This is a genomic window from Priestia sp. FSL R5-0597 (assembly GCF_038006305.1).
GTDB lineage: Bacteria > Bacillota > Bacilli > Bacillales > Bacillaceae_H > Priestia > Priestia zanthoxyli.
The window spans coordinates 3,117,336-3,138,152 of sequence record NZ_JBBOUZ010000001.1 but is presented as its reverse complement, the minus strand read 5'-3'; the positions used below and the strand labels follow the sequence as shown (position 1 = coordinate 3,138,152).

Below are 20,817 nucleotides of genomic sequence, written 5' to 3'. Positions count from 1 at the left end.
GAAAACGATACATACTACTTTCATAAGTAGACAGTCGATTTTCCTCCTTTGCTTAAGAGTCAGTATTTACTGGCTCTTTTTTTAGTGAGCCACTGATTTTAAATTTAAAAGAATGACTCCTGCAATGATTAATACGATGCCAAATACCATCGTAAGACTGCCGCTTTCTTTCCAAATGACTACACCAATCACAGCTGTCACAGCAGTTCCTACACCAGACCAAATGGCGTATGCAACGCTGAGCGGAATGTGCTGAAGCGATGTGGAAAGCGCATAGAAAGCAAGACCAAATCCTAATAAAACACCAAGACTAGGCCAAAATTTTGTAAATCCGTTTGATGCTTTTAACATAGATGTACCAAATAACTCTGAACTAATTGCAATTGCTAAAAATAAATAGGCTTTCATCGAAAACCCTCCTCTGTTAATTTCCGAAGTTGTTGTTGAATCTGTTTTTGCATGTCTGGATCCACGGGTGCGAGCCCAAACATTTGGCTGAACCATAATCCATCGGCTGCTAAGCGCACAATGGTAGCAAGGACAGGGTCAATGCCATCTTGTTCAATATGGTGCTGCCACTTTTTGTAGTGTTTTTGAAGGTGCTGTAGAAGTTCAGGATTCGTTGCAATACCTGCAAGCAACCCTGCGCTCATCGCTTGTTCACGCTGAAGGTCATGAAGCGTCTCAGCGAGATAAGCCCGGCTCCATTTGCCAGGAGCATCGTCATGTTCAATTTGCACGTGTAGCCCGTCATCATATTGCTTTGTGACTGAATGCAGCATTTGCTGAATCAATTCATCTTTTGATGAGAAGTGGTACAACAAGCCGCCTTTACTAACACCGGCTTCTTTTGCTACTTTTTCAAGCGTCAAATTTCCAACGCCGTCACGCTGCACAACCTGAGTGGCCCCAAGCAATATATCATCATATGTAGACACATGAATTTCCTCCTTTTTGATTTTCCCTAGAATACTTTACCGTCTGGACGGTTTGTTTGGCAATACTTTTATTTCGAATTTCAAAAAAAATTTTTGTGCACACTAAAATATAAAGTATAAAAACAAAAATGAACGCGTAAACAAAGGGTTAATCCCTTTACTACTTTTACTATATGAAGAAAAAGGAAAATTAAAGCCTGGGTATATGAAAGATAAAAGAAAGGTGTGAAGAAACCGATGAGGGATGTGTATCAAAGTTTTCAAGAACTATCACAGTGCGAACGAGCCGGAATTGATTACGAAATAAAATGTGTCATTCGCCGGAGAGAAATTGTCGTGCTTGCGATTCACGGAGGAACGATGGAAATTGGGACAGAAGAAGTAGCGGAAAAAATAGCAGAAAAGCTGAACGCAACGGTGTACGTATTTAAAACGCTGAAAACAGAAAATCCGTTTGAATTACATGTTACGTCTGCAAACTACGATGAAGAAATGGCGCGTCATCTTGTGAAAAAATCAGAGATCACAATTTCTCTTCACGGTGCCTATAGCGATGTCTGCACAACTTATATTGGAGGAAGAGACGAAAAGTTAGAAAAAGCGGTGCGTCAAGCACTTTCTAATTTTCCGATCAGTGAAACGCCCGTACATTTAAAAGGCGTTTCACCTCGAAATATCGCCAACGACAATCAGCGGCATAAAGGACTGCAGCTTGAAATCACCACTCCGCAGTATGAACAATTATTACAGGATGAGCAGCTGTTCAACGAGTATGTGAATGCGATAGTATCGGCTGTGAACTCAGTGATGTAAAGATAAATTCAACAGCTTTCTGTATATCGGCTGCAATAAGAGTTGGTTGTACATCAGCCCACTTTTCTCGTTCATGTAACGTGTCATGCCCGGCACCTGTTAACACTAAAATGCAGTGAGCGCCTGCTGCACTGGCCGCTACTAGGTCTTTCCACCGGTCGCCAATCACGATGCAGTTAGCCAAATTTAAGCTGTGCTCCTCCGCTGCTTTTAACAGCATGCCGGGGTTTGGTTTGCGGCACGAACAGGCGTCTGAATCTTCATGAGGACAAAGGTAAACATCATCAAATCCAAAAGCTAAAAGTTCAGAGATAAACTGTGATTTATTTACCTTTCCTTTTGCAACATCGGGCTGATTCGTAAAGGGAAACAGCGGAATGTTTTGTTTTTTTATGTCTTTAATCGCTTGCTTTGCTTGGGGGAACAGCTGAAAATCACCTGGATATTGAATGTCATTACTGCCTCCAATCGTTCCGTCTCGGTCTAAAAATATTGCTTCAATCATGTTATTCACCTCTTTTTCTATCATAATATAAAACAGGATGAATTTGGTAAAAACTTTGTTTTTTGAAAAAAATCAAAGAAATATGACTGTCTTTTTACTTCTCATCATATGGATAAGTTAAATAGAAGTGGTGAGGAGGGGAAGACAAGTGAACGAAGAATCGTTTTATTCACCATTTATAAGCGAAGACGGAAAGAAAAAAACAATTGGAGAAATTGAGTTTTCAGATGTGCAGCGCATGATGGAAAAACATTTAGAAGAAGGCTATCAGCTTGAGTTCAAGCGCGAAGTAAGCTCAACGGTCAAACGGAAAATCCCAAATATCATCGCTTCGTTTGCCAATGAAAAAGGAGGGTGGCTTATTTTTGGCGTAGATGAAGACGACCATTCCATTAACCTGCTCGAGCGCAAGGAATATGAGCTGTTTATTAATAATATGCTGAAAGATGTCACCAACCCCATTCCTCGTATCGTTACGCGCTTTTTATCACCTGAAGATCACCCCGGGCAAGGTGTCTTTGTTATTTGGATTCCCGAAGGTCCGAACCCTCCGTACATGTCTTACGGGAAAATTTACAGAAGAATTGGAAGCGGCACATCTCCCGTTACGGAAATCGATGATCGCTATCATTTAGATCGTCTTTATCAAAAATCGGAGGATCAAACGCAGCGAATAGAGGAATTTTGCACAAAAGAACTGTCTATCTATAACAGAAAGTGGCCGATGCACGGGAAAAGCTATATTCATTACGGGATGTGTAATATGTACGTGCTGCCACTATATGATTTGCATTTAATCGAACAAATGGAAGAAGAACGGTTAAAGCAATATATTTTAAGCAAGTCTAGCGAACCCAAACACTATCGTTTGGACGACGAGAGTATGGTGATGCTGCATACACCGTTTGTCAAAGCTTCTTATTCAGCGGAATCCATCATTTTTCGAAGCACAGATGTAATTGATGCATACGATAAAACAATTGCGTGGGAGCAGTTTTATAACGGATCAGCTAAGTTTCACATTCCTATTCCGTATATGGAAGAACCAAAACAAATTCATGATGTGCTGAAATCAAGCATTTCAAGCTACATTGATGAGACGATTTTTGAGCAGTTTCAATATATAAACGGACCCTTTTTTCTTACATCTTTAATCAGCTGCATCGGCGGATACATCGATTGTATGATGGAACTAAAAACTGAGCTCGAAGACATGATTATTGTAATTGATTTAGAGAACGTTCGAAATGATGTGCTTTACTTTCCGCATCAGCAGTTTCAAACATTTCTAGAAGAAGAAGGGCTCGTCTTTTCAGATAAAAAGCAGTATCGGTTTAATCAATCATTTAAAACAACAAAACTAGGGGGAAACGTCGAACTTCTTGCCTACGTTGATTATATCGTAACGGCGTTTGGCCTTTCAAAAAACCAGTCCATGGACTTTCTTAAACATTCGTTAAACCGAGTATAAAATATACAATTTTTTGACAATAGCTAAAAAAATGACAAAAATGAAAAAAAGTATGATAATATCTTTCGTAAGTAATGAGCAAGTAAAGAAGAGAAAGGGGACTCTTTTTTACAGCTGCCGTTGCTAGGTAGGGTTAAACATAAGGGGAGAAAAAGTAATGAAAAAAGCGACATCCATACTTCTAATTGTCCTAGCACTTGCTGGTCTAGGAGGAGTATGCGCTGCTTATTATCATTTGGAGCAGCAAAAGCAAACGGAAGAAATGACGTATGAACAGAACTACATAACCGTAAGAAATGCATGAAAAAACCAGCCAATCGGCTGGTTTTTTTGGGTTTCAAGTCATAGTAAGTAAAATAAAGATTTTGCTTGTTCAGTTTTTTTAAATAACTCCAATGATGTATAGACGCAAAATAGAAAGCCAACGCTTGAAAAAATAAAAAACAAGCGGAGAAAAGGGCGTTTTTTTTGAATGCGAAAGTACGTAAAAACAACGAGTGAACATACAAGCAGTACGCTCATAGCAGCAAATCGAATCGCGAGCTCTGCTAAATCATCAACCGTGCTTTGAAACAGTTTTAGCGTTTCATCGTTCAAATCAGTCTCAGGAATGTTCGTTTTGTCTTGCTGATTTAACACCCCTACATCCCATTTTTCTCGACTATAATCATGAGAAACCGTGTAGTAAAACGGACCAAGCTTTTTTTCATCTGCACCGTCATCAGCAAGTGCTGAAGCTGGATGCATGAATGCTAGAACAAAAAATAAAAAGCTCCACTTTCTCATTACCAAAGCCTCTTTCTAACTCAGACTATCTCCCATTATAAACCAAAAATTTTTATGTTTCCATCATCCCTCTTTCCTATTTCCATTTCTATATATAAAGTGAAAGGGGGAATAAAAGATGGCAGAAAAAATTCAGCATTCAAGCCAGCTTCGCTTAGTATTAGAACAAGGAATAAAAGAGGATGGAAAACCCGATTTAAAGACAAAATCCTATATGAACATTCAGCCCGGAAGTTCTGCAGATGCACTCATTACAGCAAGCGAAACCATCGCCAGCCTGCAGTCGCTGCCGCTTGTTGAAATCAACGAAGTTGTCACGTTTTCACTTTTAAAATAAGAAAAGAGGTAGAGTATGAAAACTTTAACGATGCAGTTTTTGAATGAGTCACAAAAAGCAGTAAGCCTATCGATTGAATCACCAAAAGATACGTTAGACGCAGCAGCCATCACAGCAGCAATGAACGCGCTGATCGCAAGCGATGTCTTTACTTCAAGCGGCGGAGCGCTCGTTGCCAGAAAAGGCGCCCAAATTGTCGAGCGAAATGTAACCGAATTTACGATTTAAAAATGAAAGTCCTTCCACTTCGGTGCGAAGGGCTTTTTTAAAAGGAGAGAGGAAGATGGCAGAGTGGTTTACGCTTGTTTCAGACGTTGGGTTTCCTATTGTGGTGACGCTTTATTTACTTCACCGAATCGAAGCCAAGCTCGATACAGTTGTGCTGACCATTCAGCATTTAACCGATGAAGTAAAAAAGTGATTATGACAATTGTAAGGCGGTTGTCATGGAAAAGTTGACGGATTTGACACCTCACACTACAATTAGTAGTGTGAGGTGTCGAATATGAAAATTGAAAAATTCAAATTTAACGAAACCGGCCTTAATCGCTTTTTTGGCCCGCTTGAAGCAAAAATTATGACGGCTTTATGGAACGGAAGTGAAATGTCCATTAAAGACGTGCAGCACGTGCTTGAGAAAGAAAAAACAGTTAACTTCAACACCGTTATGACCGTTATGAATCGACTGGTGGAAAAAGGCGTGTTGCAAAAGCGTTTAAAAGGACGTACGTCGATGTATCAGCCGATTCTTTCTAAAGAGGAATTTATCGACGCTCAGTCGAAAGAGTTAACGCACGAATTGATCGATGAATTTGGCTCGCTTGCTGTTACTCATATGCTTGATGCGCTAGAAGAAGTCGATGATTCACTGTTAAGTATGCTCGAATCAAAAGTCAAACAGTTAAAAAAGGATGAATAATCAATGAATCAAGGAATACTAAAGCGTTCTAAGCTTATTTTTAACCTGTGCTTTTTTATTGCCGTGACGTTGCTTATGCAAATGGGGATGTATGTGCTGCATTTGCTGTTTGGATGGAATTTATCGTTTAACTTAATTTTACTTTGTAACAAAGTAGCCCACTTTTTCGGCTTGTTTTTTATTGAATACATGCTGAATGCCGTTATTTTTCACACGATGTTTGTACTGTTCATTAAAGCTGTAAAGCAAGTGATTCAAATGCGGAAAGTCCGTAAAATGATTACGAAGCTGCGAAATGAAACAACAACGGCTGACCTGCAAAAAGCGTACGGAAAGGATTTAACGGTCTTAACAACAGATCAGCCCATTGCCTTAACGATGGGGCTGTTTACACCGCATATCGTCCTGTCTACAGGGTTGCTGTCGGTGCTTGATGAAAATGAACTCGAAGCCGTTATTTATCACGAGCAGTCGCACGTTGCAAACAAAGACCCGCTCAAAACGTTTTTGCTAAGTACGCTTGCCTCTGCATTATGGTATATTCCATTTATTAAATGGAGCCATAAACGCTTCAAAGTTATGCGTGAAGTGCTGGCTGATCAAGATGCCATTGTGAAAAATGGCACGCCTGCTCACATCGGCAGCGCGCTTTTAAAAATGGTGAAAACGGGACAGACAAGTCTCTCGTGTGCGCACGTATCGTTTGCTGATACGTCGGTTAATTATCGCATTCAATATATTTTAAATCCGGAAACGAAAATGCCGATGCAGCCTCCTGTTATTTTAACGCTGACGTCGCTATACGTGTTTTTTATTTTGTGTGCGCTGATTTTTACAGCTCTAACAGCTTTGTAAGTTTGTAAGAGAGAAAGAAAAGAAGGAGATGAGATTGTGTCAAAAGCAAAGAAAAAGAAAAAAGTAACGCCCAATCAGCAAACATCCTCAAGCAAGTGGATTTTTTGGGTGATAGGAATTATTGCGGTCTGTATTTTAGGGTTAATCGTCCTTTCGAATATGTCAAAGGGCGGAGGAGATGAAAAGGCCGCTCTTACATATGATAATCAGCCGTATCTTGGAAAAGAGTCAGCTCCGGTAGAAGTGGTAGAGTTTGGAGATTACAAATGCCCGGCTTGCAAAAACTTCACGGAATCCTTTTTCCCGCTGATTCAAAAAGATTATGTGGATACAGGTAAAGTGAAATTCTACTTTATGAACTATGCATTTATCAACAACGACTCCTCTCGTGCAGCAGAATTCGCCGAAACGGTATACAAAGAGCTTGGAAACGATACATTTTGGAAATTCCATGAACTTCTTTATAAAAAGCAAAACGCAGCGGACGAAAAGAAAGATGTCTTAACGGAATCTTACTTAGAAGATACGCTGAAAGAAGTGTCAAGCGATGCCGATGCGAAAAAAGTAGCGAGTGCATTTAAAGACGGAAAAGGAAAAGATGCGTTTAATCAAGATATGAAGACAGCCAATGACTTAGGCATCACAGGTACACCAACCATTTATGTAGGCGGCAAAAAATTCGAAGGAAAAACAATCGATGACTTTGATCAAATGGTCAAAGATGCGGCTAAGGAGAACAAATAATGAACAAGTCTTTAGTTTTCGGGTGGATTACAGCGCTTATCGCGATGCTTGGAAGCTTGACGTTTAGTGAAGTTCTTCACTTTATCCCGTGCGAACTTTGCTGGTATCAGCGAATTTTAATGTATCCGCTCGCGATTGTGCTAGGTGTAGCCGTGTACCGGAATGATACGTTCATCTACAAATACGTCCTGCCGTTTTCGGTGATTGGTATGGCGCTTTCAGGCTATCATTATTGCCTGCAGAAGATACCGGCTCTTAAAGCATTTGAAACGTGTACAAGCGGTGTTCCTTGCTCAGGTCAATATATTAACTGGCTTGGATTTATCACCATTCCTTTTTTAGCGTTTATTGCGTTTACCATTATTACGATTATGATGCTTGTTCTTCGCAAGCAGATGAAAAAAGCTTAACCTCCGGGTTAAGCTTTTTTTATCTGAAAACAAAAAAAGTCCCGCTTACAAGAAGCGGGTGCAAATAGGGTACATCTATGAAAAATGATGAAATTGTTTTGACAAGAACAGTATATAAAAGAAAAGTGAAAAAACGGTGAAAAGAGAAAAGCTTTTTTAAAAAATATGCTTTTCTTATAAAAAAAGCCCCGCTCACAAAAAGCGGGGAATAAATAGGGGTCATTTATGAAAAATGATGAAATTGCTTTGACAAACTTAGTATACAAAAGAAAAGTGAAAAAACGGTGAAAAGATGGAAGCTTTTAGAAAAAATAAAAAAAGACCTGTTTTGGGGAAACAGGTCACTAGAAAGGGAGTAAAACTATGAAAAAATATGCTAATTGGCTTTACATGTACTATCTTACCGCCGAATAGTGAAAAAACAGTGAAAAGAAACATCAAACAAAAAAAGACCTGCTCTGGGGAAGCAGGTCTTCACAAAGGAGTAAAACTATGAAAAAAATATGCTAATTGGCTTCGCAAGTACTATCCTATACCTTTATGGTGAAAAAACGATGAAAAGAGAAGCAGGATATAAAAAAGACCTGTTTTGGGGAAACAGGTCATTAGAAAGGGAGTAAAACTATGAAAAAATATGTTAATTGGCTTCGCAAGTACTATCTTATACCTTTATGGTGAAAAAATGATGAAAAAAGAAACTGGATATAAAAAAAGACCTGCTCTGGGGAAGCAGGTCTTCAAAAGGAGTAAAACTATGAAAAAAATATGCTAATTGGCTTCACAAGTACTATCCTATACCTTTATGGTGAAAAAATGGTGAAAAGAGAAGCGGGATATAAAAAAGACCTGCTTTGGGGAAACAGGTCATTAGAAAGGGAGTAAAACTATGAAAAAATATGCTAATTGGCTTCGCAAATACTATCCTATACCTTTATGGTGAAAAGATAATGAAAACGAGGTTAGGATATAGCTCCTATTTTTCCATATTATAGATTCATTTCTCTTTAATAGGGTATACGTTCATTAGAATCGATATAAACTTAAAGAACTGGCAGGGAGGGATATATATATGGAAAAGAAGCACGAAGCAACTGCAAATCAGCGCGTGGTTCACCGCGCTCGAAATAGCTGGTCAGGCTTTTTGTTTGGCGTAGGGTTAGTTGCTTTTATTGATGAAGCAGTGTTTCATCAGCTGCTTCATTGGCATCATTTTTATGATAAGTCCACAACGTCCGCTGGTTTAGTGTCAGACGGTTTGTTTCATGCATTCAGCTGGTTCGCTACAATCGCATCACTTTTTATGGTGGCAGATCTAAGGCGCCGGGGCGGCTGGTGGGTGAAAAGGTGGATAGGAGGAATATTGCTTGGAGCCGGGGCGTTTCAGCTTTATGACGGGACCGTTCAGCATAAGCTTATGGGCCTTCACCAAATTCGGTACGGAGTGAAGATTGCACCTTACGACATTACGTGGAATGTACTTGCATGTTTGATGCTGCTTATTGGCATCGTTTTAACATGGTTTACACGTAAACAAGGTGCACATCATGATTAAATATGAAGTACTATCTCAGCTTTTATTAGCCTTGCCTTTTGTCGCTGCCTTTTTTTTATACGTGTGGGCTGTAACGTCTTCAAATGCAACGTATAGAAAATGGTCATTATATAGGACGTCCAGCTGGACACTTGGTATTTTATGCGCCATATCTTCTGTAGCAGGACCGCTCGCAGCTCGTGCTCATATGGACTTTACCGCGCATATGACGGGGCATTTGCTTTTAGGTATGCTAGCTCCGCTTTTAATGGCGTTAGGAGCACCTCTTACACTGCTGCTTCGCACGCTTCCGGTTCATGCAGCCAGAAAGGTGTCAAAACTTTTAAAAGGGCGGTTTGTTCGGTTCATCAGCAGTCCGGTGACAGCTTCTGTTCTTAACGTAGGAGGACTTTGGATTCTTTATACAACAAGTCTGTATGGCATGATGCATCACTCTTTTTTCGTGCATGTCGCTGTACATATTCACGTATTTTTAGCCGGCTATTTGTTCACCGTATCGATGATTTCAATTGATCCTTCGCCGCATCAAAAAGCTTTTACGCACCGAGCGTCCGTATTGGTTCTTGCTCTTGCCGCCCACGGTATTTTATCAAAATATGTGTACGCTCACCCGCCTATGCACGTCTCGGCAGAAGAGGCGCAGCAAGGGGCTATGCTGATGTATTACGGAGGCGATTTAATCGACTTATGTTTAATTTTACTTCTTTGTTATGAATGGTTTAAGCGGGTTCAAAAAGTCTCTTTTACATAAAAAACGCGCAGAAAGCATCATGCTTTCTGCGCGTTTTTTTAGTGAATGTTTCGTTTTTTAAAACGTCCGCCGCGGACTTCGGTAATATCTGCAACGGCTAAAAAGGCAGTAGGGTCAAAATCTTCAACAATGGTTTTTAGCTTTGATTCTTCAAGGCGCGTAATGATGCAGAAAATCACTTTTTTATCATCGCCCGTATAAGCACCTTCACCGTGCAAATAGGTAACGCCTCGACCTAGACGCGCATTAATCGCATCGCCGATGTCATCAGAATGATCACTAATAATCCAAGCTGATTTTGATTCTTCCAATCCTTCTACAACTGTATCAATGGCTTTAGCCGCAATGATGTACGCAAGGATAGAATACATGGCGCGGTCCCACGTGAACACAAATCCCGCTGCTCCTAAAATGAAGAAGTTGAAAAACATTACAATTTCTCCTACAGAAAACGGAATTTTTTTACTGATTAAAATGGCAAGTATCTCCGTACCGTCAAGCGCTCCGCCGTAGCGAATTACGAGTCCAATTCCAATTCCGAGAATAATCCCTCCAAAAACGGTAGCAAGGAGAACGTCTGCGGTAAACGCGGGGACATGGTGAAACCTAGAAGTTAAGATGGATAAAACCAGTATGCCAAAAATAGTGGAAAGGGCAAATGTTTTTCCCATTTGCTTGTACCCGATAAATACAAACGGAAGATTTAGTACAAAAAGAAAGATTCCTAGATTTACGCCGGTAATATGCGAAAGCATGATGGAAATACCGGTAATTCCTCCGTCGACAACGTGGTTTGGAACAAGGAAGATTTCAAGTCCTGTGGCCATGAGCAGGGCACCGATCGCAATAGCGATAGCCCTACCGAATACCTGTCCCTTGGACAGCTTTCGGTGCTGAATTTTCGCTTTTTCGAGTTCTGTCATTTGCATGTCTCCTTTGATGTCTCCTATGTATTTCTCACTTTAGAAAAGTGAAACTATCTTTAATTATACCTTACTATGCACAATTAGTGGGGATAGACGGCTTAATTACTTGTTTCAACCTATAAAAAAAGCCTGCTTTAGAGTCATAAGCAGGCTTTTTAAGGAGTAAAACGATGAAGAAAAGTATGATTGGCTTCACAGTTTTCACTATATAGAGGCTTGATGAAAAAATGATGAAAATGCCGGCATGTGCGGCAAGAAAATCGGGGATACTAGTTAAAAAAGGCCAAAAGGAGATGACGAAATGAGCGTGTGGATGATGTATAATCACTTGATGCATTCGCAAATCTTTTTAAGCAGCGTATTAATTAGCGGTATTCTTCTTGTTAGCGGAGGATTTGTGTACGGCAGAATAATGAGTAAGAAGTGAACCTAATATTGCCGCGAATAGGTTGTTAATGGAAGATGCTCAATAGTAGCTTGGTTAATGTTATACTTGCTCCATAAGCTTAGCGTGGAGGTGTCAGCATGAGCAAGCATCATGATCTAACAGCATCATACGGAGAATCGCTAGTGACGTGTGAACATCAGTTTGAAGCTAGCTATTACTATCATCAAGTGCGCGAACAGTGCATGAATCACATTCATGAAATAAGCAAAGCGGTAGCTGAATTCACCGTTGATTTTACAGATGAAAGTTTGAAAATATTAGAGCTTCTTTACTATGATCTAGAAGACGACGATCGCTTTGACTATTTTTCAATGACAAAAGAAGAATTCGAAGAGTGTATGGGCGTATACTTTGGTGAGGTGGTTACGTCTACGATTGATGAAGCGCGCTGGGTTGTGAAAGAATATCCGCTTATGGAAAACAAGTATGTGACCGGAATTGAAAAAGGGAATCTTTCACTCATGTTTCCCCATGGCTTTTTTAACCATAAAGAGCGTCATCCAGAGTGCGTTTTTACTCTTTATCATTTATATAAACAGCTGCAAAAATAGGAAAAAGGTGAACGTAAGTTCACCTTTTTTAATGTCCAAGCTTTATGGGAATATAAATATCCATTTCATATGTATCACTATATAAATTGCCGTGTATAGCTGTATTTACAATTTCAAGAGCAGGACCTTCAATCATGCTGTAAGGAGAGTTCGGCAGCCATTCATTCCAGATGCTGTTATACGTCGACCCAAGCGATGTAATGGGACCTCTGTGTTTAAACTGCAGGTATGTAAACGAAGGAAACGTATGAACGCTCATACCGCTTGGAATACAAGCCGTATCAGCCACTTCTGTACCTGCAATATAAAAATAATTTTCTCTTTTCGGAGCCATGCAAATGCCTGTAATCATATGAGGTTCTTTTGAAGAAGTAATCATTTCTTTTTCTTTAAGTATTTGCTTCAAAAGATTCTCTTTTTGATACTCTCCGTTTTTTGCTATGCCTATCACTGAAAATCCTTCTTTGTATACAACTTTACCTTGCATAATCCACCTCGAATTTTTCAAGCTCTAGCTTTTATTCTATCAATCATAAATTACTTTACCGTGATTGTAACATAATCTTAAGTAGATATCGATGCAGAAAATGGAACATTACAGTAGCCAGCTTTTGTGAATTAAGAAATAGTTTTAACAAGCTGGTTTAAGGAGGTCTTTGAACTCTTAGTCATGTAAACTAAAAGGTAAGTATATACTTTATTACCGTATATTCCATATAAATAAAGGGAGGGAAAGTAATGGGAGACGTGATTCAAAGCCAGCTGAATATATTTTCATCGCAGTCTCAAAGCGTTCAGTCGTTGACTTACGGTTCTGAAACAAGCATTTTAACAGTAAATGCTGAGACGAAAAAAAACAATCAGAAGATGAAAATAGATGGGTTTGCGACAATTGAAGCAAACATTCCTCTTGGATTAACTAGTTATCAATACGGGGTAACACTTAGAGTATATAGAAATTCTCAGCTTTTGTTTTCACAGAATTTACAGCAAGGAGCTGCAGCCGTTCTAACACTGTCATTTACTCAGCAAAATGCTCTTTCTTTTACATGGGTAGATACAGTAGCATCAATTGGCACATACACGTACTCAGTCAGAATGGAATTTTTTGTCCGTTCTTCAACTGGGGTGAGCGTTCAAACGACTACCCGTGCAATTGCGATTACTACATAAAAACAGCGCCAAAATTCTGGCGCTGTTTTTTTACTGATGCAACACTTTATTTATATAACGTTTACGAAGAGTAAATCCGGGAAACTCCTTAATATAAGTCAAAATGGTAGCTAAACCAGTAGTCGTCCTGCACATTCTTTGTGTTTGAAGCGACAATATGCTCATGACCTTGTTCATCCGTGGCAATCCAGTTATAGTTGATATCCATTTTAATCGGATACATATTGCCTTTTTTAAACAAAATAACGGGGGGAGTTACTTCAACAAACTCGTTTAGTTTTTTAACAACATTTTCTTTACAGCGAATTAGCTCCATGTCTTTTTCTCCTTCGGTGTTATTGCACAATCATATTTTTTGCGTTGTGCACAATATATAATTTAAAATAACAAAAGTAAGTTTAGCACATTTTACAAAAAACAGAGAAATAAAAAGGAGCGATATCGATGAATGAACAAATTTTATTAGCAGAACGCCCAAAGGGAATGCCAACAAAAGATACGTTTAAATACGAAAAAATTGAAATGCCTACAGCGAAAGAAGGCGAGGTACTTGTTCAAACACTTTACCTTTCTGTTGATCCGTATATGAGAGGACGCATGAACGATACAAAATCATATGTTCCTCCATTTGAGCTAAACGCACCGCTTGCAGGCGGCATTGTAGCACGCGTAACGGAATCAAAATCAGATCGCTTTAAAGAAGGCGATATCGTGACAGGTATGCTTCCTTGGAAACGCTATTCAGCCGCAGAAGCAAAAAACTTACAGAAAGTTGATCCAGAGCTAGCGCCAATTACAACGGCTATCGGCGTTCTTGGTATGCCTGGTCTCACAGCTTATTTTGGACTGCTTGAAATCGGTCAGCCAAAAGAAGGCGAAACAGTAGTCGTTTCCGGTGCAGCAGGTGCTGTTGGATCTGTTGTTGGTCAAATAGCTAAAATTAAAGGCGCACGTGTTGTCGGCATCGCAGGTTCTGAAGATAAAATTGCTTATTTAAAAGATGAGCTCGGATTTGATGAAGTGATTAATTATAAAAAAGGAAATGTGAAAGAAGCATTGAAAGAAGCGTGTCCTAATGGAGTTGATGTTTACTTTGAAAACGTCGGCGGCGAGATTTCAGATGCAGTTGTTAGCTTATTAAATAAATTTGCGCGCATTCCGCTTTGCGGCCAAATTTCACTGTATAACTTAGAAAAACAAGATGTTGGACCACGTGTTCAAACACCTTTATTAATTAACAGTGCGCTAATGAAAGGGTTTATCGTAGCCGACTATGCTGACAAATTCCCTGAAGGCATTAAGCAGTTAGGCGAATGGGTGCAGCAAGGGAAAATCAAGTACAGCGAAAACGTTGTAGAAGGTTTTGAAAATGTACCTGAAGCGTTTCTTGGGTTATTTGAAGGGGCAAACTTAGGAAAACAGCTTGTAAAAGTAGCAGAATAAGCGTAAAAAAACCGTGCGGGATCATTTCCGCACGGTTTTTTTACATAGTTGAAGCCGTTTGTTGTTTGGCTTCTTCTTCAATATGTTCACCCGTTCGTTCGATTGGCGAGCGTTTGTGATAGCGTCCAAGCAGTCCTGTCATGATGAAAATACCAATTAACGAATAAAGAACTTGAACTACGCCGAATACCACTGTTGCAGAGCCTACAATCAACACATCTGTCAAAAGCATTGTTTTACCTGGATTAATGCCAAATCTCTTATCAAGAAACACGCATAGCATGTTGATTCCGCCAAGAGAAGAGCCGTGGCGAAACAAAAAGATTAGTCCAATGCCGACGATAATGCCGCCCATAACCGCGGCTACAAGTGGATGCGGAAGCGCAAATGAAAAGTTCGCAGCTAATAAATCGGACATCACTGACATCAAGCTAACGCTGATGAAGCTTTTTATCGTAAACTGCAGTCCAATTTGCGTAAGAGCCATAAAATAAAACGGTAGATTGATGATAAAGAACAATACCCCAAATGAAATACCGGTTAAATGCTGCAGCACTATGCCAAGTCCTGCCGTTCCGCCAATAACGAGGTTAGAAGCGGTTAAAAATTGAATTCCGATGGCAACGCATAAGCAGCCAAAGGTAATCCATCCCCATTGTTTTACGTGATTCATATCTCCATCCCCTTTTGTATATTTATACAATACTTTCGATAGAAAACACCGTCTTTTAATTCACAAAATCTATTTTACTATATATCTTTTCAAAAAAAAGCACTTTTGTGAGAGAATCTAACACAAGATAAAAAGTTAGATAATTCAGATTTATTGAGTTCTTCTGGAGCAAATGAGTGATAAGCCGATATGTTTCTAAAAAAAGATTAAAAAGAAAGAATGAGAAAAACGGATTTTGGAAAATGTATAAACAAATATTTGGATAATGGTCAAAAAAAGGGAAGGAATATCAGTTAAAACGAACTATTTTAATTATTAATTAAAATATTATTCGTATTTGTGTTGATTTTTTGTTTGATTGAGGTAATATATAACATTATTAGCATGAAAATATGTAGAGATGGAAGTGGATGCAAAATGAATAAGAAATTATCAGCGTTGACAGGGGTGGCTGTACTTGCTTTTTCGCTTACAGCATGTGCCCCTCAGCAGGAAAAAGAGGTTTCTGCTGAGAAAAAAGAACCCGTTCAAAATCTAGCTGATCAGCAAATTATGGCGGACGCTTGGTACCAGACATCCGGCGAAATGAAAGCTTTGTATTACCAAGGCTATAATACAGGGAAGCTTCGTTTAGATGAGGCGCTTGCAAAAAGTACCGATAAAAAGCCTGCCATTATTTTGGATTTAGATGAGACCGTGCTTGATAATAGCCCATTTCAAGCTTCAGCGATCAAAACGGGTAAAGGATTCCCTTATAAGTGGGATGAATGGGTGCAAGCAGCAAAAGCGAAAGCAGTGCCAGGTGCTGTCGATTTCTTGACGTATGCAGATCAAAAAGGTGTAGATATTTACTACATTTCAGGCCGTACAACTTCTCAGCTTGAGGCAACAATTAAAAACCTAAAGAATTTACATATTCCTCAAGCAACCAAAGACCATGTGCTGTTGACGGGTCCAAAAGACGAAGGAAAAGAAACGCGCCGTCAAAAAGTAGCGACGAATCATAATGTAGTCCTGCTGTTTGGTGATAACTTATCTGATTTTAGCGGCTTTGATAAAAAGTCGATGAACGATCGAAATAAGCTTGTAGAAGAACAAAAAGAAGCATTTGGTCAAAAACTAATTGTGTTTCCAAATCCAATGTATGGAGATTGGGAAGGAGCTATTTATAACTACGACTACTCAATTTCGGACAAACAAAAAGATAAGCTTCGCCGCGAACAGCTTCAATATTTTAATTAAAAAATAGGTTGAAACATAACGAAATCGCTCCAATCAAAAGGCGAACAAATTGGATACATGAGCTGAACCGCTTGTTACACCGCTGTTGATTTCCGTACAAGACTTCGCTTTCCGCGGGCGGCCGATGAGCCTCCTCGTCGCTTCTCTCCTGCGGGGTCTCATCTATTCCGCTTTTCCCGCAGGAGTCTTCGTCTTGCCCTCCAATCACCAGCTGGTATCACCTGCATTAAATGAAACCTGTGTTCAGCATCACAATAAAAAATCCGAACGAGGTTGATTCTTCATTAAGAATCAACCTCGTTCGGATTTCTCTTCAACTCACATATTGTTGTCCCAGCTTCTTTTAATCTTTTTACTATACCCTATTTAAACGATAGCTTGTACAAATGATCCTGCTTTTTAAGAAAGAAGCCACGGAGCATAAGGAGCTTGCTTCCACTCGTGTTTTAACATGCCATAAATTACAAGATCGTGGTAGTGATCATATAGATATTCACCTTCTCTGCAAATGCCTTCTTCTGTAAAACCTAGACGCGTAGGGATGGCTTTGCTTTTTTCATTATTAACGCCGCAGCGTATTTCGACTCGATGAAGGTTTAACGTATTAAATGCATAATTCAGGCATCCGTGTACGGCTCTTGTCATAATGCCTTTCCCTTGGAAATCATGTCCAATCCAATAGCCGAGACTTGTACTTTTATTTCCCCAATTAATTCCGTGGAAACCAATCATTCCGGCGATTTCTCCGTAGTACCGAATGATCGCCTGGAACCCTTGGTTATTATAGTATTGAGCTCTCCATTCAGGGATGAGTTCATCATAGTCAGCAATACTTTGCATGCTATCTACCCATGGGAGCCATTCTTTTAGGTAAGGTCTTGACTCGTTAATAAGAGAAAGCAAGGGGAAAGCGTCAGTTGATTCAATTAAATGCAAACTAACTTCGTCATCAATTTTGTATTCAAACATACGAAAGCCTCCTGTGATGATGGGCCTGCTGAGATAAGCGTAGCGTGTAGGCAGTTCTAACATCTAGTTTTTCTTTATTCTACCACAAGTAGCAGAGCGGAGAACGAGGAAGTTTGAGCTAAACGTAAATAACGCATAAAGTCGATAGGATTTTAATGATTAAAAAAATTAATAATTGAAAGCACTTTTATCAATGTTTTTACAGAAAAGAAGCATATACAGTGATACAATGGAAGAAGAGATAAGGCGTTGTATGTATACATACTTTCTAACAAACATGATATTGGATTGATAAAAGCAGGTGGTAAAAACATGGATGTACAACTATTAATAACGGTATTTGCACTCGGGTTTTTCGGGTCATTTTTAGCAGGTATGCTTGGAATTGGAGGGTCAGTTGTTTTGTACCCGCTGTTGCTATTTGTTCCGCCTCTTGTAGGAGTGGGAATATTCAGCGCGCACGAAGTAGCTGGTATAGGAGCTGTGCAGTCGCTGTTTGCGTCTGTTTCAGGAGCTCTTGCTTATAAAAAGGGCGGCTATTTGAATAAACCGTTAATTTTATATATGGGCGTCAGTGTCTTAGTTGGTAGTCTCATTGGTTCAACGCTATCAAACTCGTTTTCAGAAGGAATGATCAATTTCATTTACGGCGTGATGGCAACAATTGCTGCAGGATTAATGTTTATGCCCAAAAAAAATAATCCAGCGGCCGATTCATTCGAAGTGACGTTTTCAAAACCTTTGGCAGCAGCCCTGGCGTTTTTAGTTGGAATTTGCGGGGGAATTGTCGGAGCAGGAGGCGCATTTTTACTTGTTCCTATTATGATTACCGTGTTAAAAATTCCTGTGCGCGTAACGATTGCAAGCTCATTAGCCGTGACGTTTATTTCGTCTATGGGAACAACATTCGGTAAAGTAATGACGCATCAAGTCCTTTTGCTTCCGGCGCTTATGATTATTGGAGCAAGCTTACTAGCAGCTCCGATTGGCGCTTTTGTCGGGCAAAAGACGAAGGTAGCGTCGCTGCAAGTGATCTTAGCAGTCGTTATTACGGCGACTTCGTTGAAAATATGGTTTGATTTACTAATGAAATCTATTCATTAAAAAAAGCTGCCTCTTTAAGGGCAGCTTTTTTATTTTGTTGTTGATGCAACAAGGTGAGCGACTAAAATATAGCGTTCAGGTGCTGAACCAACGTAGTTAAATGGATAACAGGTGCTGACGGTTAAAGTGGCTCTAGGTTTTGGCACAATAACGGTCCGGTCATCCGCATCCACAATTCGTACTTTGTTTACTTTGTATGTGAAGGTGCCTGCTGCTGTATTTACCACAAGCGAATCGCCTTCACCCACGTCGCCAAGCTTACGAAAAACCGTATCGCGATGTCCTGATAGAACAGAATTGTCGTTTTGACCAGGCAGCACGCTTCCCGCAAAATGACCGACGCCTTTTTCTAATTCATCTTCGTTCGTACCGTGATAAATTGGCAGCTTCGCATTTAATTTAGGAATATATAGTTCTCCCATTAAATCACCGATTTTTGGCTGTTTCGGATAAGACACATTTGACACTTTTGGCTTTTTTTCTGAGCTAGCAGTACGAGAGTGTACCGCTTTTTTGGGATCAACAGAAGAAGCTTCAGCAGAAGAGTCTGCTGTTGATGAGTCCTTGCTTTTAGAGACTGAAGCTGCGGCTGGTTCTTCTGTATCCATTGTTTTAAATGCCAAATAGCCTCTTGCAAATTTATAGGCGTTTGTTGTTGTAAACCAAAGACCAAAGCAGATGACAGCGGCTAAAAGGGAAAGAACAATCAACCGCTTTTTACGATTGATTGTTCTTCTTGTTTTTCTTGGTTCCATTTTATGCGCGTCTCACTTTGCGGAAAAGAACAAAGCCAGCTGCTACAAGCACTAATCCAATTAATGTATTGGTTACATAATTAGAAGCCGTTTCCGGAAGTTTTGCACCTTTGACCGTTTTTTGTACAGCGCCATTCGTTTGTTTCTTCACAGGTTCTTGTTTCTTTTCTACTGCTGGTTTTTGCGCTTGAGCTGGTTTTGATACAGCTTCAGCAGATTTTTCTACTTCTTTTCCTGTGTCTGTGATGATATCAGAATTAAACATATCGCCTGTGATCACCATGTCTGCTAAAAATTTACCGTCTGTTGTATAAAGAGAAATTTTTAGACTTGCATTTTTTAATTCTTCTAAGTTGATTAAATCAGTAAGAGAAAGCGGTCTTTCATTTCCACCTTGTACAAGTGAAAATTTAGCGTCTAAATGGAAGATTGTTAGCATTTCTTTATAAATAGACATTAATTCAGCGATTTGATCAGCAGATAATTCTGTTGCTGTATCAAAATCTTCGAATGCCGCTAAGCGCTCGCCTAATTGATCTAAGCGGTTAAGCGTTGCTTCATTTGAAAGCTCATCTTCTAACGATGTAAAATGTGCTTCAATTCGATTTAACTCTTCTGAAGTTAAGCCTAATTCAGACTGCATAAATGATAGTAAGCCGCTTAAATCTTCTTCACTTAATTCATCATCGTAAGAAGTGTCTTCTTCGTCATATGACTCATCATCTTCATACCAGTCATCGCCTTCTAGATAGAAGCCGACATCATCGTATAAATCATCTAGGTACACATAGTCGTCTAAGCTTTGGCCGTTTTCTTTTAATAACGCATTTAAGCTTGTTTTGTCTAAGTCAAAATCTGCATACAAATCTTGCACGTTATGTAAGTCAGCTGCAATCGGTTCACCTAAAAAATCTTCTAAATCTGCGATTGTATCGTAGTTTTCAAGACTATCGTCATACAGTGAAAGTGAATATTCAACGTCGTCTTTGGTTACTTCAAAACCTCGCGTTTGGCTTACCGATTTTAAATATTTGTTGAAGTCTGCGTCAAATGTTGACGCGGCTGCGAATGAAGACGTTGGAAATACGCCAACAAACAGCAGAAATGATAATAAAATTGCCCCCAGTTTTTTCATCAATTTTCTCCTTTTTTTTACGTTTTCTACAAGATTATATAGTAAGAGTTATAAATTTACAATATATACTTATATTATATATACCTTGAATATAGTGGTAATTTAAGGTATTTATAGAACTATATATTTTGAGAATACCATATGGAAGGGAGCGGAAAGACCTAGGTAGAAAAAAGGGGAAAATAAAGAAAAAGGTTTATACTTTTTTTGACAAAGCAGAAATATAAAGAAACATCAAAAAAGAACAGCACTTAGAAGCTGTTCTTTTTGAAATGATATGTAAGCATTAGCATAGATAGTTGAAATTCGATACCGTT

30 protein-coding genes are annotated in these 20,817 nt (G+C 39.3%); 18 read left to right on the top strand and 12 right to left on the bottom strand.

The genetic code is table 11. The annotated features are described in order from the left end of the window. Positions 1-81: 81 nt before the first annotated feature. Entirely contained in the window at positions 82-408 is a 327-nt protein-coding gene (locus MKX72_RS16155) for a DMT family transporter (RefSeq protein ID WP_013057875.1), read from the bottom strand. Beyond that, positions 405-938: a TetR/AcrR family transcriptional regulator gene (locus MKX72_RS16150; RefSeq protein ID WP_155007948.1), complete on the bottom strand. Its 534-nt coding sequence runs from the start codon at positions 936-938 to the stop codon at positions 405-407. Before MKX72_RS16150 ends, MKX72_RS16155 begins: the two co-directional genes overlap by 4 nt. Positions 939-1,175: 237 nt before the next feature. Between MKX72_RS16150 and MKX72_RS16145 the strand changes: the two genes are divergently transcribed. Next, entirely contained in the window at positions 1,176-1,751 is a 576-nt protein-coding gene (locus MKX72_RS16145; RefSeq protein ID WP_034267864.1) for a poly-gamma-glutamate hydrolase family protein, read from the top strand. On the opposite strand, the gene MKX72_RS16140 is transcribed toward MKX72_RS16145, so the two are convergent. Continuing rightward, the gene (locus MKX72_RS16140; RefSeq protein ID WP_155007950.1) at positions 1,702-2,256 is read right to left on the bottom strand and encodes an HAD-IIIA family hydrolase; all 555 of its coding nucleotides are present in this window, start codon (positions 2,254-2,256) and stop codon (positions 1,702-1,704) included. The two genes, MKX72_RS16145 and MKX72_RS16140, sit on opposite strands and share 50 nt — an antisense overlap. Before the next feature lie 148 nt (positions 2,257-2,404). Here MKX72_RS16140 and MKX72_RS16135 point away from each other — a divergent pair, with 148 nt between their 5' ends. Together MKX72_RS16135 and MKX72_RS16130 are read left to right on the top strand one after the other, a co-directional pair. Continuing rightward, positions 2,405-3,727, top strand: coding sequence for an AlbA family DNA-binding domain-containing protein (locus MKX72_RS16135; protein ID WP_033580541.1), 1,323 nt, complete (start codon positions 2,405-2,407; stop codon positions 3,725-3,727). Positions 3,728-3,884: 157 nt separating this feature from the next. Beyond that, positions 3,885-4,031 carry a hypothetical protein gene (locus MKX72_RS16130; protein ID WP_165351766.1) on the top strand — a complete coding sequence of 49 codons (147 nt, stop codon included), beginning with the start codon at positions 3,885-3,887 and terminating at the stop codon, positions 4,029-4,031. 38 nt (positions 4,032-4,069) lie between these two features. On the opposite strand, the gene MKX72_RS16125 is transcribed toward MKX72_RS16130, so the two are convergent. Next, the gene (locus MKX72_RS16125; RefSeq protein WP_028414451.1) at positions 4,070-4,513 is read right to left on the bottom strand and encodes a hypothetical protein; all 444 of its coding nucleotides are present in this window, start codon (positions 4,511-4,513) and stop codon (positions 4,070-4,072) included. A gap of 118 nt (positions 4,514-4,631) precedes the next feature. On the opposite strand from MKX72_RS16125, the gene MKX72_RS16120 reads away from it, so the two are divergent. The 9 genes from MKX72_RS16120 to MKX72_RS16080 all read left to right on the top strand — a co-directional run bounded on the left by MKX72_RS16120 (position 4,632) and on the right by MKX72_RS16080 (position 10,081). Beyond that, entirely contained in the window at positions 4,632-4,850 is a 219-nt protein-coding gene (locus MKX72_RS16120) for a DUF1659 domain-containing protein (protein ID WP_013057868.1), read from the top strand. 15 nt (positions 4,851-4,865) lie between these two features. Beyond that, positions 4,866-5,078 carry a DUF2922 domain-containing protein gene (locus MKX72_RS16115; RefSeq protein WP_013057867.1) on the top strand — a complete coding sequence of 71 codons (213 nt, stop codon included), beginning with the start codon at positions 4,866-4,868 and terminating at the stop codon, positions 5,076-5,078. Between the two features lie 55 nt (positions 5,079-5,133). Beyond that, positions 5,134-5,271 carry a YvrJ family protein gene (locus tag MKX72_RS16110; protein ID WP_155007953.1) on the top strand — a complete coding sequence of 46 codons (138 nt, stop codon included), beginning with the start codon at positions 5,134-5,136 and terminating at the stop codon, positions 5,269-5,271. 84 nt (positions 5,272-5,355) lie between these two features. Continuing rightward, positions 5,356-5,769 (top strand): BlaI/MecI/CopY family transcriptional regulator, encoded by a 414-nt coding sequence (locus MKX72_RS16105; RefSeq protein ID WP_028414449.1) that lies wholly within the window; start codon positions 5,356-5,358, stop codon positions 5,767-5,769. Between the two features lie 3 nt (positions 5,770-5,772). Then, on the top strand, positions 5,773-6,624 hold the full coding sequence (locus tag MKX72_RS16100; RefSeq protein ID WP_034267882.1) for a M56 family metallopeptidase: 852 nt from the start codon (positions 5,773-5,775) through the stop codon (positions 6,622-6,624). Between the two features lie 36 nt (positions 6,625-6,660). Continuing rightward, positions 6,661-7,368: a DsbA family protein gene (locus tag MKX72_RS16095; protein WP_033580543.1), complete on the top strand. Its 708-nt coding sequence runs from the start codon at positions 6,661-6,663 to the stop codon at positions 7,366-7,368. Continuing rightward, positions 7,368-7,778: a disulfide oxidoreductase gene (locus tag MKX72_RS16090; protein ID WP_028414446.1), complete on the top strand. Its 411-nt coding sequence runs from the start codon at positions 7,368-7,370 to the stop codon at positions 7,776-7,778. The genes MKX72_RS16095 and MKX72_RS16090 overlap by 1 nt, the downstream gene beginning before the upstream one ends. A 1,069-nt stretch (positions 7,779-8,847) precedes the next feature. After that, a complete protein-coding gene (locus MKX72_RS16085) occupies positions 8,848-9,330 on the top strand; it encodes a DUF2243 domain-containing protein (RefSeq protein WP_033580545.1) in 483 nt (160 codons plus the stop codon). Continuing rightward, the gene (locus tag MKX72_RS16080) at positions 9,323-10,081 is read left to right on the top strand and encodes a cytochrome c oxidase assembly protein (protein ID WP_049165493.1); all 759 of its coding nucleotides are present in this window, start codon (positions 9,323-9,325) and stop codon (positions 10,079-10,081) included. The genes MKX72_RS16085 and MKX72_RS16080 overlap by 8 nt, the downstream gene beginning before the upstream one ends. 38 nt (positions 10,082-10,119) lie before the next feature. Here the strand turns inward: MKX72_RS16080 and MKX72_RS16075 are convergent, their stop codons facing one another. Further along, a complete protein-coding gene (locus MKX72_RS16075) occupies positions 10,120-11,004 on the bottom strand; it encodes a YitT family protein (protein ID WP_033580547.1) in 885 nt (294 codons plus the stop codon). A gap of 304 nt (positions 11,005-11,308) precedes the next feature. Between MKX72_RS16075 and MKX72_RS16070 the strand changes: the two genes are divergently transcribed. Both MKX72_RS16070 and MKX72_RS16065 read left to right on the top strand, forming a co-directional pair. Then, positions 11,309-11,434 carry a hypothetical protein gene (locus MKX72_RS16070; RefSeq protein WP_016764808.1) on the top strand — a complete coding sequence of 42 codons (126 nt, stop codon included), beginning with the start codon at positions 11,309-11,311 and terminating at the stop codon, positions 11,432-11,434. A 98-nt stretch (positions 11,435-11,532) separates the two neighbouring features. Beyond that, positions 11,533-12,006: a hypothetical protein gene (locus MKX72_RS16065; protein ID WP_033580548.1), complete on the top strand. Its 474-nt coding sequence runs from the start codon at positions 11,533-11,535 to the stop codon at positions 12,004-12,006. 28 nt (positions 12,007-12,034) lie between these two features. Here MKX72_RS16065 and MKX72_RS16060 read toward each other — a convergent pair whose 3' ends face one another. Next, positions 12,035-12,493 (bottom strand): GyrI-like domain-containing protein, encoded by a 459-nt coding sequence (locus tag MKX72_RS16060; RefSeq protein WP_047750500.1) that lies wholly within the window; start codon positions 12,491-12,493, stop codon positions 12,035-12,037. A gap of 251 nt (positions 12,494-12,744) precedes the next feature. On the opposite strand from MKX72_RS16060, the gene MKX72_RS16055 reads away from it, so the two are divergent. Further along, complete coding sequence (locus MKX72_RS16055; RefSeq protein WP_033580550.1) at positions 12,745-13,179, top strand: hypothetical protein; 435 nt, start codon at positions 12,745-12,747, stop codon at positions 13,177-13,179. Between the two features lie 88 nt (positions 13,180-13,267). On the opposite strand, the gene MKX72_RS16050 is transcribed toward MKX72_RS16055, so the two are convergent. Then, a complete protein-coding gene (locus MKX72_RS16050) occupies positions 13,268-13,495 on the bottom strand; it encodes a hypothetical protein (RefSeq protein WP_013057853.1) in 228 nt (75 codons plus the stop codon). A 128-nt stretch (positions 13,496-13,623) separates the two neighbouring features. On the opposite strand from MKX72_RS16050, the gene MKX72_RS16045 reads away from it, so the two are divergent. Beyond that, positions 13,624-14,622, top strand: coding sequence for an NADP-dependent oxidoreductase (locus MKX72_RS16045; protein ID WP_028409240.1), 999 nt, complete (start codon positions 13,624-13,626; stop codon positions 14,620-14,622). 40 nt (positions 14,623-14,662) lie between these two features. Here the strand turns inward: MKX72_RS16045 and MKX72_RS16040 are convergent, their stop codons facing one another. Next, positions 14,663-15,295 (bottom strand): YitT family protein, encoded by a 633-nt coding sequence (locus tag MKX72_RS16040; protein ID WP_028414439.1) that lies wholly within the window; start codon positions 15,293-15,295, stop codon positions 14,663-14,665. A 417-nt stretch (positions 15,296-15,712) separates the two neighbouring features. On the opposite strand from MKX72_RS16040, the gene MKX72_RS16035 reads away from it, so the two are divergent. Continuing rightward, a complete protein-coding gene (locus tag MKX72_RS16035; protein WP_028414438.1) occupies positions 15,713-16,537 on the top strand; it encodes a 5'-nucleotidase, lipoprotein e(P4) family in 825 nt (274 codons plus the stop codon). On the opposite strand, the gene MKX72_RS16030 is transcribed toward MKX72_RS16035, so the two are convergent. Continuing rightward, positions 16,530-16,745, bottom strand: coding sequence for a hypothetical protein (locus tag MKX72_RS16030; protein WP_165573214.1), 216 nt, complete (start codon positions 16,743-16,745; stop codon positions 16,530-16,532). The two genes, MKX72_RS16035 and MKX72_RS16030, sit on opposite strands and share 8 nt — an antisense overlap. 191 nt (positions 16,746-16,936) lie before the next feature. Next, positions 16,937-17,506 carry a GNAT family N-acetyltransferase gene (locus MKX72_RS16025; RefSeq protein WP_013083913.1) on the bottom strand — a complete coding sequence of 190 codons (570 nt, stop codon included), beginning with the start codon at positions 17,504-17,506 and terminating at the stop codon, positions 16,937-16,939. Positions 17,507-17,818: 312 nt separating this feature from the next. Here MKX72_RS16025 and MKX72_RS16020 point away from each other — a divergent pair, with 312 nt between their 5' ends. Then, positions 17,819-18,610, top strand: a complete 792-nt coding sequence (locus MKX72_RS16020) for a sulfite exporter TauE/SafE family protein (RefSeq protein WP_033580552.1) — start codon at positions 17,819-17,821, stop codon at positions 18,608-18,610. Positions 18,611-18,639: 29 nt separating this feature from the next. On the opposite strand, the gene MKX72_RS16015 is transcribed toward MKX72_RS16020, so the two are convergent. Further along, complete coding sequence (locus MKX72_RS16015) at positions 18,640-19,365, bottom strand: class D sortase (RefSeq protein WP_155007955.1); 726 nt, start codon at positions 19,363-19,365, stop codon at positions 18,640-18,642. Between the two features lies 1 nt (position 19,366). After that, entirely contained in the window at positions 19,367-20,500 is a 1,134-nt protein-coding gene (locus MKX72_RS16010) for a processed acidic surface protein (RefSeq protein ID WP_155007957.1), read from the bottom strand. Between the last annotated feature and the right edge of the window lie 317 nt (positions 20,501-20,817).

Coding starts and splice junctions, on each gene's coding strand:
- MKX72_RS16155 (WP_013057875.1), bottom strand. CDS start 408: ATGAAAGCCTATTTATTTTTAGCAATTGCAATTAGTTCAGAGTTATTT.
- MKX72_RS16145 (WP_034267864.1), top strand. CDS start 1,176: ATGAGGGATGTGTATCAAAGTTTTCAAGAACTATCACAGTGCGAACGA.
- MKX72_RS16140 (WP_155007950.1), bottom strand. CDS start 2,256: ATGATTGAAGCAATATTTTTAGACCGAGACGGAACGATTGGAGGCAGT.
- MKX72_RS16130 (WP_165351766.1), top strand. CDS start 3,885: ATGAAAAAAGCGACATCCATACTTCTAATTGTCCTAGCACTTGCTGGT.
- MKX72_RS16125 (WP_028414451.1), bottom strand. CDS start 4,513: ATGAGAAAGTGGAGCTTTTTATTTTTTGTTCTAGCATTCATGCATCCA.
- MKX72_RS16120 (WP_013057868.1), top strand. CDS start 4,632: ATGGCAGAAAAAATTCAGCATTCAAGCCAGCTTCGCTTAGTATTAGAA.
- MKX72_RS16115 (WP_013057867.1), top strand. CDS start 4,866: ATGAAAACTTTAACGATGCAGTTTTTGAATGAGTCACAAAAAGCAGTA.
- MKX72_RS16110 (WP_155007953.1), top strand. CDS start 5,134: ATGGCAGAGTGGTTTACGCTTGTTTCAGACGTTGGGTTTCCTATTGTG.
- MKX72_RS16105 (WP_028414449.1), top strand. CDS start 5,356: ATGAAAATTGAAAAATTCAAATTTAACGAAACCGGCCTTAATCGCTTT.
- MKX72_RS16100 (WP_034267882.1), top strand. CDS start 5,773: ATGAATCAAGGAATACTAAAGCGTTCTAAGCTTATTTTTAACCTGTGC.
- MKX72_RS16090 (WP_028414446.1), top strand. CDS start 7,368: ATGAACAAGTCTTTAGTTTTCGGGTGGATTACAGCGCTTATCGCGATG.
- MKX72_RS16085 (WP_033580545.1), top strand. CDS start 8,848: ATGGAAAAGAAGCACGAAGCAACTGCAAATCAGCGCGTGGTTCACCGC.
- MKX72_RS16080 (WP_049165493.1), top strand. CDS start 9,323: ATGATTAAATATGAAGTACTATCTCAGCTTTTATTAGCCTTGCCTTTT.
- MKX72_RS16075 (WP_033580547.1), bottom strand. CDS start 11,004: ATGACAGAACTCGAAAAAGCGAAAATTCAGCACCGAAAGCTGTCCAAG.
- MKX72_RS16070 (WP_016764808.1), top strand. CDS start 11,309: ATGAGCGTGTGGATGATGTATAATCACTTGATGCATTCGCAAATCTTT.
- MKX72_RS16065 (WP_033580548.1), top strand. CDS start 11,533: ATGAGCAAGCATCATGATCTAACAGCATCATACGGAGAATCGCTAGTG.
- MKX72_RS16060 (WP_047750500.1), bottom strand. CDS start 12,493: ATGCAAGGTAAAGTTGTATACAAAGAAGGATTTTCAGTGATAGGCATA.
- MKX72_RS16055 (WP_033580550.1), top strand. CDS start 12,745: ATGGGAGACGTGATTCAAAGCCAGCTGAATATATTTTCATCGCAGTCT.
- MKX72_RS16050 (WP_013057853.1), bottom strand. CDS start 13,495: ATGGAGCTAATTCGCTGTAAAGAAAATGTTGTTAAAAAACTAAACGAG.
- MKX72_RS16045 (WP_028409240.1), top strand. CDS start 13,624: ATGAATGAACAAATTTTATTAGCAGAACGCCCAAAGGGAATGCCAACA.
- MKX72_RS16040 (WP_028414439.1), bottom strand. CDS start 15,295: ATGAATCACGTAAAACAATGGGGATGGATTACCTTTGGCTGCTTATGC.
- MKX72_RS16035 (WP_028414438.1), top strand. CDS start 15,713: ATGAATAAGAAATTATCAGCGTTGACAGGGGTGGCTGTACTTGCTTTT.
- MKX72_RS16025 (WP_013083913.1), bottom strand. CDS start 17,506: ATGTTTGAATACAAAATTGATGACGAAGTTAGTTTGCATTTAATTGAA.
- MKX72_RS16020 (WP_033580552.1), top strand. CDS start 17,819: ATGGATGTACAACTATTAATAACGGTATTTGCACTCGGGTTTTTCGGG.
- MKX72_RS16015 (WP_155007955.1), bottom strand. CDS start 19,365: ATGGAACCAAGAAAAACAAGAAGAACAATCAATCGTAAAAAGCGGTTG.
- MKX72_RS16010 (WP_155007957.1), bottom strand. CDS start 20,500: ATGAAAAAACTGGGGGCAATTTTATTATCATTTCTGCTGTTTGTTGGC.